Raw genomic sequence first — 17,080 nt, forward strand, 5'->3', positions numbered from 1 at the left:
CGGGGGCTACTCGCCCGTAATGCGGGCGATGCCGGACCGAACGCGCGCTGCTACTACTATTCGCCGGATGAGCTGGCAGGCGGCCGGGGCGGGGCCCGGCGGAACCGGAGGGGGCCCGAGCGGCGACCTGTTCGCCTCGGTCGAGGGCAACGTGCGCGAGCTCGTGGCCTCACCGTGGTGGCAGACGGCCCAGCCCGCCGACCGCGCCGCGCAGATCGCCGCGCGGATGCTGTGGGGCGCCGGCGAGTGGTGGCTCTACGGGGCGTGGGGGCGCTGGTACCGGTGCGGCCTGGACGGCACCTGGCACCCCTGCCCGCCCCCCGCGCAGTTCGAGGACCGCCGCGTCGCCGTCCCCGCCCCCCGGGGCGCCGGGACGCCGCCGGTCCCGCCGCAGCTGTTCCCCACCGGCCCCGACCTCGCGGCCGGCCGCGTCGCGCCGCTGGGGTTCCTCGGGCCCGTCCCCGACACCGCCGTCGTCGCCCGCATCTCCCAGGCCCTCACCACCGCGCTGGCGGTGAACCCGCAGCAGTTCGCCCAGCGCGACCCGATGTTCCAGCCGGGCACGCCCAGCACCGTCGCCGCCGCGTGGGGCGCGCTGCTGTGGTGCGCCGGGTCCCCGGTGGTGCTGACCGAGCACCCCCTGATCGAGTCGTTCATCCCGTTCCTGACGACCTCGGCCGAGCAGCTGCACTGGATGATGCCGCCGGACTTCGGCACCCTGGCCGGCTACTACGTCCACCGGCTCGGAGCGGGCGACGGCGGCGGCGCCGCCCACATCGCCCGCGTCATGTACGAGGTCGCCGCCGGGCTCCAGGCCGACCCCCGGTTCCGTCCCGGCGCCGACGCCCTCGCCGCGGTGACGGCGACGTCGCTGCGGATGGTCAACCAGGACCTGGCCACCGTCCGGTACGGGCCCGAGGCGATCCTGCAGGAGTGGCGGCGCCGCTGCCCCGCCGAGTTCGCCACCCCGATGGTGCGCGACACCGCGCCGGGCGAGTACCTGCGCCTGGCCCTGTACGACCTCCAGGAGATCGTCGCGGAACTGTCCGGGCCGCGCCCGGCGGCGGCCGGGCGCAGCCACGACGAGGTCCGCCGCGCCGGGGTCGCGGTGCTGGCCGCCGACCTGCAGGCCGCGCCGGGCGCGCTGCCGGCGCTGCAGCGCTGGCTGGACGCCGACAGCGCCCGCACGCTGCAGGCGGTGCTGAGCGACCCGGCGCACCCGCTGCGGTCGCTGTGGCCGCGCGACGGCCGGCTTCCCGACACGCTGCGCGGCGACGACTCCGACGCCCTTTCCGCGCTCCTGGCCACCACCTACACCCTCGGGCTGACCTGGTGCCGGCTGGCGCAGGTGCCGCCCCCGGCGACGGGGTTCGCGGTGCCGCAGGCGGTCGCGGCGGAGCTGACGTCCCCGGCGATGCACACCCCGCCCTCCACCGACGAGCTGTCGGCGTGGGACATCATCAAGGCCGCCCGCGCGCACATGGCCGCCGAGCGCGCCTCCTCCGGCGCCGACCAGCCGGTCGCGCCGGTGCCCGAGCCCGCGCAGGAGGCCCCGGGCCCGCCGCCCGCGGTGGCGCCCGCCCCTCCCCCGGCCGCCCCGCCGGTGCCCGCGCCCGAGCCGCCCGGCCCGGCCGGGTCCGGGCCGCCGTTCCAGTACGCGCCCCCGCCCCCGCCGGTGTCTCCGCCGGTGTCGCCGCCGCCGTTCCCGGGCCCGTCGGAGTCCCCGTCCGAGCCGGGCCCCCACTACGAGCAGCCCCGGCACGAGCGGCCCGCCGCGCCCGCACCGGACCCGTTCGCCTCGGACGCGCCGCCGCCGCGGATCGCGCCCCCGCCGGCGCCTCCCGCCCCGGCGCCCGGGCCGTCCCCCGCGCCGCGGCGGGAGCCCGCGCCGGAGCCGGTGTGGCCTTCGGAGCCGCAGGACACGCAGCTGGACACCGACGCGTTCCGCACCCAGCTCGACCCGGGACCGGCCTGGCCCGGCGCGGACGGCCCGCCTCCCGTCCCGCCGCCCTCCGTCCCGCCGCCCTCCGTCCCGCCGGCGCCCGCGCCGCACGCGGACCTGCCGCCGCCACCGGCGCCGGTCTCCGAGCCGCCGCCCCCGCTGCCGCCCGCGCCCGTGCCCGAACAGGCCCCGCAGGTCGCCGAGGCCTACGGCGTCCGGTTCCTGTGCGGCGCCGACGACATCGAGCGCGTCGTCACCGAGGTGCGGCGGCGCGGCAAGTGGGCGCGTCGGCTGCGCGGGCAGGAGGTGTCGAGCGCGTCGGCGCCGGCGCTGCTGCTGATCGGCGCGCCGTCCAGCGGGCAGCGGCGGCTGGCGCGGATGGTGGCCCGCGCGCTGGCGGAGGTCGAGGCCTCCAGCGGCGAGGTCCACGCCGTCCACGCCGAGGACCTGCGCGAGCACGGCCCCGACGGGCTGCGGGCGGCGCTGGAGGAGCACTCGGGCCACGTCCTGCTGCTGGACGGCCTGGACGGGCTGATCCTGGACGAGGCGCAGGGCCCCGCCTACGCGTCGGTGCTGTACCGGACGCGGCTGGAGGGCGTGAACGACACCGCGCTGCTCGGCACGTGCGAGCCCGACCGGGTCGGGGAGCTGTCGGCGGCGTCGCCGGAGCTGGTGACGGACCTGCGCGCGGTGCGGCTGCCGGACCTGTCGGGCGCGCAGGCGCGCGCGGCGCTGGTGCGGCTGCTGGCCGAGGAGCGCAGCCTGCGGCTCGGGTCGGACGCGTGGGCGGTGGTGAACCGCGACGTGGGGTCGCTGCGGCCGCGGGGCCGGCTGACCGGGGCGCGGCTCGTGGAGGCCTACCTGGACCGCGCCGCGCAGCGCCACCTGGGCAGCGCGGAGGCGACGCAGGCGATCGGCAGCGCGCTGTCGCTGACGGCGGCCGACTTCGAGGGCCTGGCGGTGGAGCTGTCGGGCCGCTGACCCGCCCGCGCGGTTCGCCGCCGGGCGGGGCGGCCCCCTCGCACCGGCGCGGCGCGGGGGCCCGGAACCTCCGCCGGTAAGGGTTTTGAGCCCTTGCGGGACGGTGCGGCGCGGGCGCGCGGGGCCACGATGGGTGCGTGGATCGCGTAGACCGGCTGCTGGCGCTAGTCGCGGAGCTGCGGGCGGCCTCCCCCGAGCCGCTGGACCCGGCCGTGCTGGCGGCGCGGCTGGCGGTCAGCGAGCGGACCGTCCGCCGCGACCTGGAGCTGCTGACGCACGGCGGGCTGCCGGTGCGGGCGGTCAAGGGCCGCGGGTACGCGCTGCCCGCGCCCGCCGCGCGCGAGCCGCTGAGCGAGGTCGGGTCGCTGATGGGCCCGGTGCGCGACACGCTCGCCGAGGCGGTCCGCGCCCGCCGGGTCGTGCGGCTGGCCTACACCGACCAGGCGGGGGCGCGCAGCTTCCGCGACGTGGAGGCGCACGGCCTGGTCACGGCCCCCTACGGGGAGTACCTGGTGGGGTGGTGCCGCATGCGCGACGGGCCGCGGATGTTCCGGCTCGACCGGATCGGGGCGGCGTTCCTGTCGGGGCGCGGCGCGGAGGTCCGGGACCTGGACGAGCTGCTGGCGGCGCTGCGGGTGCCGGTCGCGCGCCCGGCGGGCGGGGCGGGGCCGCGCGGCCCGGCGGGCGCGGCGCGGGCCCGGGCGTGGACGCTCGACCGGCTGGAGTTCGTGCGGTCGCGGCTGCGGGAGGCGGCCGCGGAGGTCCGCGGCGGCGGCGCGGGCGCGGCGGCGCTGCGCGGGGTGCTGGGGCATCTGGCGGAGTGGACGCGCTGGCAGGCGGCGGCGGTCCGGTCGGCGGCGACGGGCGAGGAGCCGGTGCTGGAGGGCCGCCCTCCGCCGTTCCCCGCGGCGTTCGGGCGGGAGATGCCCTACGACGCGCGGGAGCGGATGATCCAGGACGCGATGGCGCTGCGGTCGCTGGGCGACCTGGCGCGCGACCTCCAGCAGGTGCTGGAGGGGGTGGCGCACTGGGCGGCCGGCTGCGACGACGCGCTGTGGGAGGCCGAGCTGCCCGACCCGCGCCCCTACGGGCCGCCGGGCCCGCCGCGTCCCCTGGCGGATCTGCTGGCGGGCTGGCGGGGGCCGCTGGCCCATATCGAGTGGCATCTGGACCGGCTCACCGACGAGCCGCCGCTGCCGCCGGCGGGCGACGAGGAGGAGGTGTGGGTCGTGGACCGCTGCCCCCTGCAGGCCTGACGCCGCCCTGTGCGGCCCGCCCCCACGCCCGCCCGGACGGGGCCGGTCGGGGCGGGGTCAGTCGGGCGGGGTGTCGAGCTGTGCGTCGACGGTGAGGGCGGGGGTGTCCAGGGGGTCGAGGTCGCGGGTGAACCAGATGGTCTTGCCGGGCGGTGCGGGCCGGGCGCCGAACTCGGTGGCCAGGCAGGCGACCAGGAGCAGCCCGCGGCCGGCCTCGGACCAGTCCAGGACGGGCGGCGGTCCGGGGGTGGTGCCGGGCGCGCGGGGGTCGGCGTCGCCGACCTCGCCGGTGAGGCGGACGCCGCTGCGGGTGGCGTCCAGGCGCAGGGCGAGGTGGACGGGCCCGGTGCCGTGCACGACGGCGTTGGTGACGAGCTCGTCCACGATCAGGACGATGTCGTCGGTGTCGTCGCGGCCCGTGACGCGCCACCGCCGCAGTGTCCGGCGGGTGAGCGCGCGTGCCCGCGACACCGCGCGGGGGTCGGGGGCCAGGTCCCAGGCCACCGTAACTCCGCCGTCGTCCCTGCCGGCGGTTCCGCCGCCCGCAGGCCTCGTGGTCCCCGTCCCCGTGGTGCGCACTGCCCCGTCTCCTCACCTGTGCCGGGTCTGGCCGCCGGTCCTCGTGGTGCTGCGCGTTCCCCCGCCCGGTGACCGGCCGGTCTCCCCGCATTCCCCGTATGACTCATATTCGTGGACGCGTCTGCGGGCGCGGCGGTGCACGGGCGTAGGCAACCCTCACCGCGGGGTGAGGTGAACTTCACATGCGGGGTGGCGTGGAGGAGGCACTCGCGCGGAGCCGCTACAGTGGGTGCGTCGGTGTGGCATGTGTCCCCCGGGCTCTACCTGATGCCTTCGGGGAATACCGCCGGTCCCATGCGGTCCGGGCTGGAGCTTCGTTGTGCCTTTCGCCGTGAGGCGACCACCACACCGGCTTGAACGCCAAGGCCCCGGCGGGTTCGTCCCGCCGGGGCCTTGGCGCTTTCGCGGTGCCTGCGGCCGACGCCACGCGCCGGCGCGGACCGGGCGGTGGGCAGGCGGGAACCGCAGACGGAGCGGGCGTCCCCCGCCCGGGAGATGACCCCCCCTCGCGGACGCTGGTCAGCGGCGCAGGGGCGCGTGCGGCGCCGTCACAGGACGGCTGCGGCGATGCCGGCGGCGACGGCGGCCGCGACGATGAGGACGGCGGCCGCGGCGAGGGCGATCGTGCGGGCGCGGCGGCCGCGGGGGGTTCCGAGGCGTGCGAGGCGCTGGGCCAGCCGCGGGTCGTCCTCGCTCAGGCGGACCTCGATCTGGCTGAGGATCCGCTGCTCCTCCATCGACAGCGCCATGCTCCATACCTCCGGGGGGTGCTCAGGTGTGAGATTCCTCCCCACGGACCATGATCGTTATCCCTCGGGGGCGGTGGCCGTCGCGCCGCGCCCGGGGCGGCTCTCGTGGTGGAGGCGGTCCAGGGCGGTGACGTAGTAGGTGTAGGAGCGGCCGGGTTTCGCGGCGGGGTCGATGATGCCGCCGCCGCGGACGTCGGCGATGAGGCGGCGGGGGTCGACGGGGGCGCAGGCGGGCTTGGCGCCCTCGACCCGGTAGACGGCGTAGGAGGTCGCGCCCTCGGAGGGCCGCCAGGTGACCTTCACGCCCTTGCCCTGCTCGCCGGCGGCGGGGACGGCGGCGGTGCCCTGGACGGGCGGGGGCGCCTGCCCGCCGCGGCGGGCGGGGACGGGCGCGACGGCGGGGCGGCCGTAGTGGTCCTTGCGCAGGCGGGCGGCGAACCCGCGCCGGTCGGCGGCCAGGTCGGAGGCGCTGAAGTACACGTCGCCGGCGATCTGGGGGTACCGGGTGTTGAGGGTGAGGTGGCGCGACAGTTCGGCGGGCTTGCGCCAGGTCGCGTCCTCGCCGACGCGGTAGGCGGCCTGCCCGATGGTCAGCTGGACGCCGGTGCCCTTGACCTGGCGGGCCCACCAGGGCGCGAGTTCGGCGTAGTCGGCGCGGGGGTCGCCGATGGGCCAGTACAGCTGGGGGGTGACGTAGTCGAGCCAGCCCTTCTGGATCCACTTGCGGGTGTCGGCGTAGATGTCGTCGTAGCTCTGCAGGGCGGAGGTGGCCGACCCGGCGGGGTCGCTGCTCTTGTTGCGCCACACGCCGAAGGGGCTGATGCCGAACCGCACCCAGGGCTTGGCGGCGTGGATGCGGCCCGACAGCGACTCCACGAGGGTGTCGACGTTGCGGCGTCGCCAGTCGGCCCTCTTCATGCCGCCGCCGTAGGCCTTGTAGGCGGCGTCGTCGGGGAAGTCGCCGTCCTCGGGGTAGGGGTAGAAGTAGTCGTCGAAGTGGACGGCGTCGATGTCGTACTTGGTGACGACGTCCATGACGGCCTTGGTCGCAAGGTCGCGGACCTCGGGCAGGCCCGGGTCGTACCACAGGCCCTTGCCGTACTTGCGGACCCAGTCGGGGTGCAGGCGGGCGGGGCTCTTGGGCGCCAGCTTCTTCAGGTCGGCGTGGCGCGACACCCGGTAGGGGTTGAACCAGGCGTGGAACTCCAGGTTGCGGGCGTGGGCCTCCTTGAGCATGAACGCCAGCACGTCGTAGCCGGGGTCCTTGCCGGGGGTTCCGGTGAGCCACTGCGACCACGGCTCGTACGGGGAGGCGTAGAACGCGTCGGAGTTGGGGCGGATCTGGACGAACACCGCGTTCATGTTCATCGCCGCGGCGGTGTCGAGGAGCCGGGTGAACTGCTTCCTCTGGTCGGCGGGCGAGGCGCCGGGGTCCTTGGGCCAGTCGGTGTTGCCGACGCTGGCGATCCACATGCCGCGCAGCTGCCGCCCCTCGGCGCCGTCGGGCGCGGGGACGGCCGGGCACTCGGCCCTGGCGCCGGGGGGCACGGGGCCGAGCCCGCCGCCCTCGCGCGCGTCCGTGCCGCCGAGGGCGGTGATGCCGCACGCGGCGAGCGCGCCCGCCGACACTCCCGCCGTCACCGCCGCGGCCGCCTGCCGGGTCCTGGATCGCCATGCCATAGCGGCCCATTGTTACGCACGCGCCGCAGTGCCATGCACGAAACGCCTATGCCCGTGTGATCCCTCACTGTCCCGTTATGCCCGATCCGAGCATTGCGATCTTCGAACACCCGTTCCATGCTCTGGGTGGCGAGACGAATCGCCATCGTGACGAGGAGGTGTCACATGCGTGGAGCATTCGCAGACCGGACCGGCCAGGTTGTGGCGGTGCACGCCGGGCTGGCCGGAGACACTCCGATTCTGCTGGCGGACGGGCGAACGAAGCGTCTGGACGAACTGCGGTCAGCGGACCGCGTCTACGGGACGCACATGGCCGGTCGTTACCGCCGCTACCTTCTCACCCGCGTGGTCGAGTTACGGCGAAGCGTTGCCCCGGCGTTCCTGGTGACCCTGGGCGACGGGACCCGGCTCGAGGCGGGCGCTGACCATCGCCTCCTCAGCGAGCGGGGCTGGAAGCACGTCACGGGGGCAGAGCAAGGTTCCCGAAGGCGGCCGCATCTCACTGTGAACAACAGTCTGATGGGGATCGGCGAATTCGCCTCGCCCCCTGAGGTAGATGGTGATTACCGGCGTGGTTACCTGTGCGGGATGATACGAGGTGACGGACACTTGGGTCATTATCCTCAAGGCACCCCGGGCAGGCATTATGCCGTCGTCCACCGCTTTCGTCTCGCACTGGCCGATGACGAGGCGCTTGAGAGGAGCCGCCGTTATCTCGCAGGTTTCGGTGTCCCCACTCGTGAGTTCGTCTTCTCCGAGGCCACGGAGGCGCGGCGCAGGGTGAACGCCATCCGCGCTCAGAGCAAGTCGGCGGTAGAGGCGATCGAAGAGCTCGTCCGGTGGCCGTCGGCGCCGCCGTCCGAAGGATGGCGGAAGGGGTTCTTGGCCGGCATCTTCGACGCGGAGGGATCCTGCAGCAGTGGGATTTTGAGGATCTCCAACTCCGACCCGCAGATCCTGTCCGTGATCACAGAGTGCCTGTGCCATTTCGGTTTCCGTGCGGTGCGCGAAACTCCACGCACTCACGTCAACCTACCGGTGACCCCGATCCGCCTCGTTGGCGGTTTGCGTGAGCGGGCACGGCTGTTCCACCTCATCCGTCCGGCGATCACCCGGAAGACGTCCATGGAAGGGGTGGCGCTCAAGAGCGACGCGCCCTTGGGGATCATCTCCATCACCGAACTGGGATCCAAGATCCCTTTGTACGGGGTCGTTACCGCTGCGGGGAACGTCGTGGCCGACGGGGTCATCTCCGATTCCTGCCGCGCACCAGCGGCGGCCGGGGCTTGATGGAGCCGGAAGGGCGGCAGGGTCAGGGGCGGCGGACGCAGGGCGCCGGGGGCTGGCGGACGTGGATGGAGGGGCCGGTGCGGCCGGGGGCCAGGTGGGGGCGCAGGACCAGGTCGCCGGTGTAGTCGCCGTCGCGCTCACCGCGGTAGGCGATGGGGTCGGCAGTGGGCAGGACGCGCAGGCGGGCGTCGAGGGCGGCGGCGGCCGCGGCGCCCTCGCCCGGGCCGGCGCGGTCGGCGCCGGTGACGACCAGCGGCGGCAGGACGTCCACGCCGGTGTAGAACAGCGTGCCGTGCAGCAGGGGGAACAGCAGGTCCTCGGCGGCGCCGTGGACGCCGCGGGGGCCCAGCCCGGCGGCGCGGGCACCGGCGGTGGCGACGACCAGGGCGCGGCGTCCGGCCAGGCCGCCGTCGCCGTAGCGCCGGGCGCGGCCGTCGGGGCCGGTCACGCCGAAGGCGAAGCCCTGCACGAACACGCGGTCGAACCAGCCCTTCAGGATGGCGGGCATCCCGTACCACCACAGGGGGAACTGCACGATCAGCGCGTCCGCCCAAAGGATCTTGTCCTGTTCGGCGCGGACGTCGGGGGCCAGGGCGCCGGCGGCGTGGGCGCGTTCGGAGGCGGCGCCGACGATGAGGCGCCGCGCGGGGTCGTGGCCGAAGTCGGCGGGGCCGACGAGCGGGTTCCAGCCCATCGCGTACAGGTCGGAGTGGCGGACGCGGTGGCCCTCGCGGCGCAGGGTCGCGGCGCCGTGGTCGCGCAGGGCGCCGTTGAGGGAGCGGCCCTCGGGGTGGGCGAAGATCCACAGGACGTTCACGGGCTGGCCTCTTTCCGGGTCGGCGGTCGTCTCGGTGCCGATGCTGCCGGGCGGGCGGACGCGGCGGCGAGTGGCCGGTGGGCCATGGTGTGCAAGGATCGGGCCATGGCGGGCGGGGTGCACCGGGTGGCGGTGGTGGTGCGCGAGGGTGTGCTGCCGATGGAGCTGGGGATCGTGCACCAGCTGTTCGGGCAGGCCCGGTCGGCGGCGGGCGCCGCGCTGTACGAGGTGGCGTCGTGCGCGGTGGAGCCCGGTGCGGTGCGGGCGGACGCCGATTTCGCGGTGACGGTGCCGCACGGGCTGGAGGCGCTGGAGTCGGCGGACACGGTGCTGGTGCCGGCCTCGCACGTGCTGGACGAGAGCCGTCCCGGGCAGGGGCCGGTGGCGGGGGCGCTGGCGGCGGCGGCCGGGCGGGGCGCGCGGGTCGCCTCGGTGTGCACGGGCGCGTTCGTGCTGGCGGCGGCGGGGCTGCTGGAGGGGCGGCGGGCGACGACGCACTGGCTGTCGTGCGCCCGGCTGGCCGAGATGTTCCCGGGGGTGCGGGTGGACGCGGCGGTGCTGTTCGTCGACGAGGGCGCGGTGCTGACCTCGGCGGGCGAGGCGGCGGGCGTCGACCTGTGCCTGCACATGATCCGCCGCGACCACGGCGCGGCGGTCGCGGGGGACGTGGCGCGCCGCACGGTGGTGCCGCCGCACCGCGAGGGCGGGCAGGCGCAGTACACGGCGCTGCCGGTGCCGCCGGCGCGGGGGTCCTCGACGGGCGCGGCGCGGGCGTGGGCGCTGGAGCGGCTGGACCGGCCGGTGACCCTCGCCGAGCTGGCGGAGCGGGCGTCGATGAGCGTGCGGACGTTCACGTGCCGGTTCCGGCAGGAGACGGGCGTGTCGCCGCAGGTGTGGCTCGCGGCGCAGCGGGTGCAGCGGGCGCGGCTGCTGCTGGAGGAGACCGACCTTCCGGTGGACCGGGTCGCCGAGCGGGCGGGATTCGGGACGGGGGCGTCGCTGCGCGCGCACCTGCACGCGGCGCTCGGGGTGTCGCCCTCGTCCTACCGCGCGACGTTCCGCGGCCCCGGGCCCGCGCGGCCCCCCGAAGGCCCCGCGGGCGGCGGGTGAGGGGGGTCAGGCGTGCTCGGCGCCGAGCTCGACGGGTTCGGCGATGACGTCGACCATGGCGCCGTTGCGCAGCACGGTGATCGGCAGCGGCCGCCCGATGGCCTCGGCGAACATCAGGCGCTGCAGCGACTGGGCGTGGGAGACCGGCGCGCCGCCGGCGGTCAGGACCAGGTCGCCGCGCCGCAGCCCGGCCCGGTCGGCGGGGCTGGCGGGCACGACCTCGGCGACGCGCAGCGCGTCGTCCTGGCCGATGCGCCCGCGCAGGGCGGCGGGGACCGGGACGGGCGCGGCGGCCAGGCCGAGGAACGCGCGGCGGACGCGGCCGTCGCGGATGAGGGCGGCGATGATGCGGCGGGTGGTGGCGTTGATGGGGACGGCCAGGCCGAGCCCGATCCCGGCGACGGCGGTGTTGACGCCGACGACGCGGCCGTGGGCGTCGGCGAGCGCGCCGCCGGAGTTGCCGGGGTTGAGGGCCGCGTCGGTCTGGATGACGTCCTCGATGACGCGGACGGCGGTGCCGGTGCGGGTGGGCTGCGAGGTCGGCAGGGACCGGCCGAGCGCCGACACGACGCCGGCGGTGACGGACCCGGCGAGGCCGAGCGGGTTGCCGACGGCGACGACGAGCTGCCCGACGACCAGGGCGTCGGCGTCGCCGAGGTCGGCCGGGTCGGGGACGGGCCCGTCGGCGCGCACGACGGCCAGGTCGGACAGGGGGTCGGTGCCGACGACGGTGAACGCGCCCGCGGCGCCGCCGGAGAACGCGGCCTGCCCGCCGGACGCGTCGCCCACGACGTGGGCGTTGGTGAGCAGGAACCCGTCGGCGGTGAACGCCACGGCCGACCCGGCGCCCTCGCCGCGGCGGCTCCGCACGCGCAGCGCCGCCACGCGCGGGGTCAGATCCCGGGCGACGGCGGACACGACGCGGGAGTAGGCGTCCAGCGGCGGCTCGTCCCGCCCGGGCCCGGCCTGGCGGGGATCGCTGTCATGGGGGACCATCGCACCTCCCGATGATTACATCGTTACACGGTAACGGTGGGAGGGGAAGGCGTGTTCCCGGCTACCCCGCCCCGCCCGCTCCGGCCGCGCCGGCCGCGCCGTCTCCGTGCCCGTCCGTTCCGTCCGCCCCGTTCGGGTGCAGGTCGGACCGCAGGAGGCTGTACAGGACCTCGTCGCGGTACCCGCCGCCGCGAAACCCCCATTCGCGCATGACGCCCTCGCGGGTGAAGCCCGCCTTCTCCAGGGCGCGCTGCTCGGCGAGGTTGCCGGTCTCGGTCTCGGCCTGGATCCGGTGGGCGGTGGTGTGCGCGAACAGGTACTCCGCCAGCAGCCGCTGCGCCCGCGACCCGGCGCCGTGCCCGCGCGCCTCGGGCAGCAGCGAGATCCCGATGCTCCAGCACCACGCCGGCCCGGCGCCCGCCAGGCGCCGGTAGGAGACGATGCCGAGGAACGCGGCGCCCCGGGCGACCACGAGGTTCCCGATGTCCTCGCCGAGCATGCCGTCGCACTCCCACCGGCGCCGGAACCCGCGGGCGTCGGTGAACCCCGCCCACAGGAACGGCCCGGCCAGCCCGGGATCGGTGCGCAGCCGCTCGATGAGCGGCAGGTCGTCCTCGGCGACGGGGCGCAGCGCCACACCGGCCCCCGCCCCGTCCGCGCGCCCGGCGGGGCCCGGCTCGCCGGCGGGGATGTGGTCCATGCCTCTCCCAGGGTCAGCGGAGGGTGGAAAGGCCGCCGTCGACGTGCAGGACCTGCCCGGTCACGTAGGAGGCGCGGTCCGACAGCAGGAACACCGCGGCGTCGGCGACCTCCCACGCCGTGCCCTGCCGCCCCATGGGGACCAGCCCGGCGACCCGGTCGCGGCCCGCGTTCGCGGCGGACGCGGCGCGCCCCATCACGGTGTCGATCAGCCCGGGCGCCACCACGTTGGCGCGCACCCCGCGGGGGGCGCCCTCGGCGGCGATGTGGCGCACCAGCCCGGTCAGGCCCGCCTTGGAGGCGTCGTAGGACGGCGACCGCGAGCCCGGCTTGGTCCCCGCCAGCGACCCGACGAACACCATCGACCCGCCCGCCTCCAGCGCCGGCATCGCGGCCTTGCCGACCAGGAACGGCGCCCGCAGGTTGACTTGCAGGACGCGGTCCCAGTCGGCCAGCGAGGTGCCCGCCAGCCCGTAACCGACGCCGATCCCGGCGTTGAACACGATCCCGTCCAGGCCGCCGAGGCCTTCGACGGCCCTCGCCACGACGGCGTCGCAGGACGCCGGATCGGCCACGTCCGCCACCACCACCCGCGCCCGGCCGCCCTCCGCCTCGATCATCTCGGCGGTCCGCCCCGCGGCGCGCCCGTCGAGGTCGGCGCACGCCACCGCGGCGCCCTCCCGCGCGGCGGCGACCGCGATCGCGCGGCCGTTGCCGACCGGCGCGGCGGGATCGTCGCTCGGCCGCGTCCCCGCGCCGACGACCAGGATCCGGCGGCCCGGCAGCAGCCCGCCGGACGGTGCGATCTCGGGCATGCCCGGCACCGTAGCGGACGCCGCCGCCCCCGCCCAGCCCCCTTGATCGCGCATGCCCGCTCCCCGCGGGCGGCTAGGGTGCGGGCATGGGAACGGCAGCGGACGCGCGCGAGGAGCCCGTGGTGGTCGAGCGCGCCGCCGGACTGGGCGGCGAGCTGGTGCTGCGCCGGGCGGGCGGCGACTACGAGATCATCAGCAACGGCGTGTTCCTGATGGACACCCGCAACGGCGGGTCCGAGCGGCTGCTGGTCCGCGCCGCCGCCGAGGTCGCCGCGCAGCGCCCCGGCGGCCCGGCGCGGGTCCTCATCGGCGGCCTGGGCGTCGGGTTCTCCCTCGCCGAGGCCCTCACCCTGCCCGGCGTCGCGCACGTCACCGTCGTCGAGCGCGAGCCCGCCGTCGTCGCCTGGCACGCCACCGCGCTGCGGCCCTGGTCCCGGGGCGCCCTCGACGACCCCCGCGTCACCGTGGAGCGCGCCGACCTGCTCGACTACGTCTCCGCCCCGCCCGCCGACCGCTTCGACGCGGTGTGCCTGGACATCGACAACGGCCCCGACTGGACCGTCACGCCCGGAAACTCCCGCCTCTACGCGGCCCCCGGCCTGGACGCCCTCGCGGCGCTGCTGACACCGCGCGGCGTGCTCGCGGTGTGGAGCGCCAACGCCGCGCCGCGGTTCGAGGCGCTGCTGCGGGACCGGTTCGAGGCCGTGGAGCCGCGCCCGGTGCCGGTGCCGCGCGGCGAGCCCGACGTGGTCTACCTCGCCTGCCGCCCGCGCACCCGCTCCGCCACCTGACCGGCCCGACCGGAGGCTCCGTCCGACGGCCCCGCCGGGCGCGGCGCGAGGCGGTCCGGCGGGGCCGAGAGAGGGCGGCGACAAAGCGGGGGTGCTCGTTTCTGTAGGCCGCGCCGTCCACCCCGCACGGGCAGTTCGCTAGGTTTCGGCCTGACACAACCGTTTTGGGAGGATCTGTGGCTACTGCCCACGCAGCCCGGCGGCGCCCCGCCGTCCTGGGCGACCTGCTGCCCGGCTCGCTGGCCCGCGACGCCGCGCTCGTCATCGGCTCGGCCGCCTTCGTCGGCCTCGCAGCCCAGGTCGCGGTCCCGCTGCCCGGCACCCCCGTGCCGGTGACCGGGCAGACCTTCGCGGTGCTCCTCGCCGGCGCCGCCCTCGGCTTCGGCCGCGCCGGCCTGGGCATGCTCGTCTACCTGCTGGCCGGAATGGCCGGCGTCCCCTGGTTCACCGACGGCACCTCCGGCGCCGGGTTCCCCACCCTCGGCTACGTCATCGGGTTCGTCGCCGCCGGCGCCGCCGTCGGACGGCTCGCGCAGCTCGGCGGCGACCGCACCCCCCTGCGCACCGTCGCGACCATGCTCACCGGCACCGCCATCATGTACGCCGCCGGCGTCCCCTACCTGATGGCCGCCCTCCACGTCGACCTGGCCAAGGCCCTCGACCTGGGCGTCACCCCGTTCCTGCTCGGCGACGCCCTGAAGGTCCTGCTGGCCGCCGGGCTGCTGCCCGCCGCCTGGAAGATCACCGGAGCCGGCCGGCGCTGAACCCGCGCACCCGCCGCCCGCCTTCGTCCCGTCCCCGCGCATGGGGACGGGACGAACGGGCATACGCCCCACCAGCACGCCCCATCCCGGGACGGTCCGGGCCTCGCCATCGCCCGCCCCGAGACGGGCCGATGTGGCGCACGCCTCACCACCCCCCGCCACCCCGCCCGTTTGAACAGGTTCAAATCTGGCGTACAGTGGCTCACGTGAAGCTCGCCGTGACAGCACCGGACCGACTCACCGTCCGCACCGTCCCGGTCCCCGACCCGGGCGACCTCATCGCACGGCTCCCGCACCCCTCCGCGCTGGCCTGGATACGCCACGGCGAGGGAATCGTCGGCTGGGGCGAAGCCGCCCGCCTCACCCTCCCCGGCGGCGACGACCGCTTCGACGCCGCCGCCCGCCTGCTCCGCGACCTGTTCGGCTCCGCCGCCGTCGACGACACCGTCGACGTCCCCGGCTCCGGACCCGTCGCCTTCGGCACCTTCGGCTTCGACCCCCGGTCCCCCGACTCCACCCTCATCGTCCCCCGCCGCATCCTCGGCCGCCGCGACGGCCGCGCCTGGCTCACCACCATCGGCGACGACACCGAACCCCTCGCCCTCGCCCACCCGCCCCAGGCCCCCGCCGGCCTGCGCTGGAGCGACGGAGCCCTCCCCGAACAGGCCTGGAAGCACGCCGTCGCCGCCGCCGTCGACCGCATCCGCCGCGGCCACCTCGCCCCGCCGCCGCCCCGCCCCGTCGACGCAACCGCCCACACCGGCCGCCCCGGCCACCTCGGCAAGGTCGTCCTCGCCCGCGACCTCACCGTCCACGCCGAAGGCCCCATCGACCCCCGCGTCCTCCTCCAGCGCCTCGCCGCGCGCTTCCCCGGCTGCTACACCTTCTCCTGCGCCGGCATGGTCGGCGCCACCCCCGAACTCCTCATCCGCCGCACCGGCGGCGACATCGAGTCACTCGTCCTCGCCGGCACCACCGCCCGCGGCGACACCCCCGCCGACGACCAGGCCCGCGCCGCCGCCCTCTTCGCCTCCGCCAAGGACCGCGAAGAACACCGCTACGCCGCCGAAATGGTCCGCGACGCCCTCACCCCCCTCTGCGCCCACCTCACCGTCCCCGACGAACCCGAACTCCTCACCCTCCCCAACGTCCTGCACCTCGCCTCCCCCCTGCGCGGCCGCCTCGCCGCCGACCGCTCCGTCCTCGACGTCGTCGCCGCCCTGCACCCCACCCCCGCCGTCTGCGGCACCCCCACCGGCACCGCCATGGACCTCATCCGCGAACTCGAAGGCATGGACCGCGGCCGCTACGCCGGACCCGTCGGCTGGGTCGACGCCCGCGGCGACGGCGAATGGGGCATCGCCCTGCGCTGCGCCGAGATCGACGGCACCCGCGCCCGCCTGTTCGCCGGCTGCGGCATCGTCGCCGACTCCGACCCCGACGCCGAACTCGCCGAAGCCCGCGCCAAGTTCCGCCCCATGCAGTACGCCCTCCACGGCTGACCGCCTCCCCGGCCGCCTCCCCCGCCCGGCACACTGGACCCATGCGCGCGAGCCGGCTGCTGTCCCTCCTCCTGCTCCTGCAGACCAGGGAACGCATGACCGCCCGGGAACTGGCCACCGAACTCGAAGTCTCCGTCCGCACCGTCTACCGCGACGTCGAATCCCTCAGCGCCGCCGGCGTCCCCGTCTACGCCGACCGCGGACCCGACGGCGGCTACCGCCTCCTCAACGGCTACCGCACCCGCCTCACCGGCCTCACCGCCACCGAGGCCGAATCCCTCACCCTGTCCGCCCTGCCCGGCCCCGCCTCCCAACTCGGCCTCGGCGACGTCCTCGCCGCCGAACTCAAACTCATGGCCGCCCTCCCGCCCGACCTGCGCACCCGCGCCGCCCGCATCCGCGACCGCTTCCACCTCGACGCCCCCGGCTGGTTCCGCTCACCCGACGAAGTCCCCCACCTGCACGCCATCGCCGACGCCGTCTGGAACCAGCGCCGCATCCAGGTCCTCTACCGCCGCTGGCGCCACCCCCAGCAGGTCACCCGCCTCCTCGAACCCCTCGGCGTCGTCCTCAAAGCCGGCACCTGGTACCTCATCGCCCGCCCCGCCGACGACGAACGCGCCGACGACCACCGCGCCGACGACCACCGGGACGCGCACGACCCGCCCCCCGCCACACCCGCCGGCGACACCGCCCGCGACCCCCGCACCTACCGCGTCTCCCGCGTCCTCACCCTCCACGCCCTCCCCGGCCACTTCGACCGCCCCCACGGATTCGACCTCGCCGCCTACTGGGCCGCCTACGCCGAACGCTTCGAAGCCGACGCCTACCGCGAACACGCCACCGTCAAGCTCTCCCCCGACGGCCTCACCCGCTCCCAGATCCTCCTCCCGCCCACCATGGCCCGCGCCGCCCTCAACACCGCCACCCCGCCCGGACCCGACGGCTGGGTCCACGCCACCCTCCCCATCGAGTCCGTCCGCCACGCCCACGTCGAATTCCTCAAACTCGGCGCCGACGTCGAGGTCATCGACCCCCCGCACCTGCGCGAAATGATCGCCGCCACCGCCCGCGCCATCGCCGCCCGCTACACCCCGGCCGAGAACTGA

The 17,080-nt window shown here is 76.4% G+C and carries 15 protein-coding genes; 8 read left to right on the forward strand and 7 right to left on the reverse strand.

Features of this window, described 5'->3' with window-relative positions:
- Positions 1-67: 67 nt before the first annotated feature.
- Together FKD65_RS01710 and FKD65_RS44695 are read left to right on the forward strand one after the other, a co-directional pair.
- Positions 68-2,923 carry a hypothetical protein gene (locus FKD65_RS01710; RefSeq protein WP_141575593.1) on the forward strand — a complete coding sequence of 952 codons (2,856 nt, stop codon included), beginning with the start codon at positions 68-70 and terminating at the stop codon, positions 2,921-2,923.
- A gap of 137 nt (positions 2,924-3,060) precedes the next feature.
- Positions 3,061-4,179 (forward strand): YafY family protein, encoded by a 1,119-nt coding sequence (locus FKD65_RS44695; RefSeq protein ID WP_205718510.1) that lies wholly within the window; start codon positions 3,061-3,063, stop codon positions 4,177-4,179.
- 57 nt (positions 4,180-4,236) lie between these two features.
- Here FKD65_RS44695 and FKD65_RS01720 read toward each other — a convergent pair whose 3' ends face one another.
- From FKD65_RS01720 to FKD65_RS01730, 3 genes are all read right to left on the reverse strand, one after another.
- Entirely contained in the window at positions 4,237-4,683 is a 447-nt protein-coding gene (locus FKD65_RS01720) for an ATP-binding protein (protein ID WP_168220907.1), read from the reverse strand.
- Positions 4,684-5,306: 623 nt separating this feature from the next.
- Positions 5,307-5,507 carry a DUF3040 domain-containing protein gene (locus tag FKD65_RS01725; RefSeq protein WP_141575598.1) on the reverse strand — a complete coding sequence of 67 codons (201 nt, stop codon included), beginning with the start codon at positions 5,505-5,507 and terminating at the stop codon, positions 5,307-5,309.
- Positions 5,508-5,564: 57 nt separating this feature from the next.
- Positions 5,565-7,187 (reverse strand): glycoside hydrolase family 10 protein, encoded by a 1,623-nt coding sequence (locus tag FKD65_RS01730; RefSeq protein ID WP_141575600.1) that lies wholly within the window; start codon positions 7,185-7,187, stop codon positions 5,565-5,567.
- Between the two features lie 165 nt (positions 7,188-7,352).
- Here FKD65_RS01730 and FKD65_RS01735 point away from each other — a divergent pair, with 165 nt between their 5' ends.
- Positions 7,353-8,477, forward strand: coding sequence for an LAGLIDADG family homing endonuclease (locus FKD65_RS01735; RefSeq protein WP_141575602.1), 1,125 nt, complete (start codon positions 7,353-7,355; stop codon positions 8,475-8,477).
- 22 nt (positions 8,478-8,499) lie between these two features.
- On the opposite strand, the gene FKD65_RS01740 is transcribed toward FKD65_RS01735, so the two are convergent.
- Complete coding sequence (locus FKD65_RS01740) at positions 8,500-9,294, reverse strand: NAD(P)H-dependent oxidoreductase (protein WP_141575605.1); 795 nt, start codon at positions 9,292-9,294, stop codon at positions 8,500-8,502.
- A gap of 105 nt (positions 9,295-9,399) precedes the next feature.
- Between FKD65_RS01740 and FKD65_RS01745 the strand changes: the two genes are divergently transcribed.
- Entirely contained in the window at positions 9,400-10,404 is a 1,005-nt protein-coding gene (locus FKD65_RS01745; protein WP_205718511.1) for a GlxA family transcriptional regulator, read from the forward strand.
- 6 nt (positions 10,405-10,410) lie between these two features.
- On the opposite strand, the gene FKD65_RS01750 is transcribed toward FKD65_RS01745, so the two are convergent.
- The 3 genes from FKD65_RS01750 to FKD65_RS01760 form a co-directional block, all read right to left on the reverse strand.
- Complete coding sequence (locus tag FKD65_RS01750) at positions 10,411-11,400, reverse strand: S1C family serine protease (protein ID WP_141575610.1); 990 nt, start codon at positions 11,398-11,400, stop codon at positions 10,411-10,413.
- 61 nt (positions 11,401-11,461) lie between these two features.
- A complete protein-coding gene (locus FKD65_RS01755; RefSeq protein WP_141575612.1) occupies positions 11,462-12,100 on the reverse strand; it encodes a GNAT family N-acetyltransferase in 639 nt (212 codons plus the stop codon).
- Between the two features lie 13 nt (positions 12,101-12,113).
- Positions 12,114-12,914 carry an SDR family NAD(P)-dependent oxidoreductase gene (locus tag FKD65_RS01760; protein WP_141575615.1) on the reverse strand — a complete coding sequence of 267 codons (801 nt, stop codon included), beginning with the start codon at positions 12,912-12,914 and terminating at the stop codon, positions 12,114-12,116.
- 86 nt (positions 12,915-13,000) lie between these two features.
- Between FKD65_RS01760 and FKD65_RS01765 the strand changes: the two genes are divergently transcribed.
- The 4 genes from FKD65_RS01765 to FKD65_RS01780 all read left to right on the forward strand — a co-directional run bounded on the left by FKD65_RS01765 (position 13,001) and on the right by FKD65_RS01780 (position 17,080).
- Positions 13,001-13,705, forward strand: coding sequence for a spermidine synthase (locus FKD65_RS01765; protein ID WP_141575617.1), 705 nt, complete (start codon positions 13,001-13,003; stop codon positions 13,703-13,705).
- A 176-nt stretch (positions 13,706-13,881) separates the two neighbouring features.
- Positions 13,882-14,469 carry a biotin transporter BioY gene (locus FKD65_RS01770; protein ID WP_141575619.1) on the forward strand — a complete coding sequence of 196 codons (588 nt, stop codon included), beginning with the start codon at positions 13,882-13,884 and terminating at the stop codon, positions 14,467-14,469.
- Positions 14,470-14,675: 206 nt separating this feature from the next.
- Positions 14,676-15,971, forward strand: coding sequence for an isochorismate synthase MenF (locus FKD65_RS01775; RefSeq protein WP_205718512.1), 1,296 nt, complete (start codon positions 14,676-14,678; stop codon positions 15,969-15,971).
- A gap of 41 nt (positions 15,972-16,012) precedes the next feature.
- Complete coding sequence (locus FKD65_RS01780; protein WP_141575625.1) at positions 16,013-17,080, forward strand: YafY family protein; 1,068 nt, start codon at positions 16,013-16,015, stop codon at positions 17,078-17,080.

It is taken from the genome of Actinomadura sp. WMMA1423 (assembly GCF_006547145.1).
Classification (GTDB): domain Bacteria; phylum Actinomycetota; class Actinomycetes; order Streptosporangiales; family Streptosporangiaceae; genus Spirillospora.

Excerpts from the sequence above, each read along its gene's own strand:
- FKD65_RS01760 (WP_141575615.1), bottom strand. The coding sequence starts at position 12,914 with ATGCCCGAGATCGCACCGTCCGGCGGGCTGCTGCCGGGCCGCCGGATC.
- FKD65_RS01765 (WP_141575617.1), top strand. The coding sequence starts at position 13,001 with ATGGGAACGGCAGCGGACGCGCGCGAGGAGCCCGTGGTGGTCGAGCGC.
- FKD65_RS01725 (WP_141575598.1), bottom strand. The coding sequence starts at position 5,507 with ATGGCGCTGTCGATGGAGGAGCAGCGGATCCTCAGCCAGATCGAGGTC.
- FKD65_RS01745 (WP_205718511.1), top strand. The coding sequence starts at position 9,400 with ATGGCGGGCGGGGTGCACCGGGTGGCGGTGGTGGTGCGCGAGGGTGTG.
- FKD65_RS01755 (WP_141575612.1), bottom strand. The coding sequence starts at position 12,100 with ATGGACCACATCCCCGCCGGCGAGCCGGGCCCCGCCGGGCGCGCGGAC.
- FKD65_RS01780 (WP_141575625.1), top strand. The coding sequence starts at position 16,013 with ATGCGCGCGAGCCGGCTGCTGTCCCTCCTCCTGCTCCTGCAGACCAGG.
- FKD65_RS01730 (WP_141575600.1), bottom strand. The coding sequence starts at position 7,187 with ATGGCATGGCGATCCAGGACCCGGCAGGCGGCCGCGGCGGTGACGGCG.
- FKD65_RS01750 (WP_141575610.1), bottom strand. The coding sequence starts at position 11,400 with ATGGTCCCCCATGACAGCGATCCCCGCCAGGCCGGGCCCGGGCGGGAC.
- FKD65_RS01710 (WP_141575593.1), top strand. The coding sequence starts at position 68 with ATGAGCTGGCAGGCGGCCGGGGCGGGGCCCGGCGGAACCGGAGGGGGC.
- FKD65_RS01735 (WP_141575602.1), top strand. The coding sequence starts at position 7,353 with ATGCGTGGAGCATTCGCAGACCGGACCGGCCAGGTTGTGGCGGTGCAC.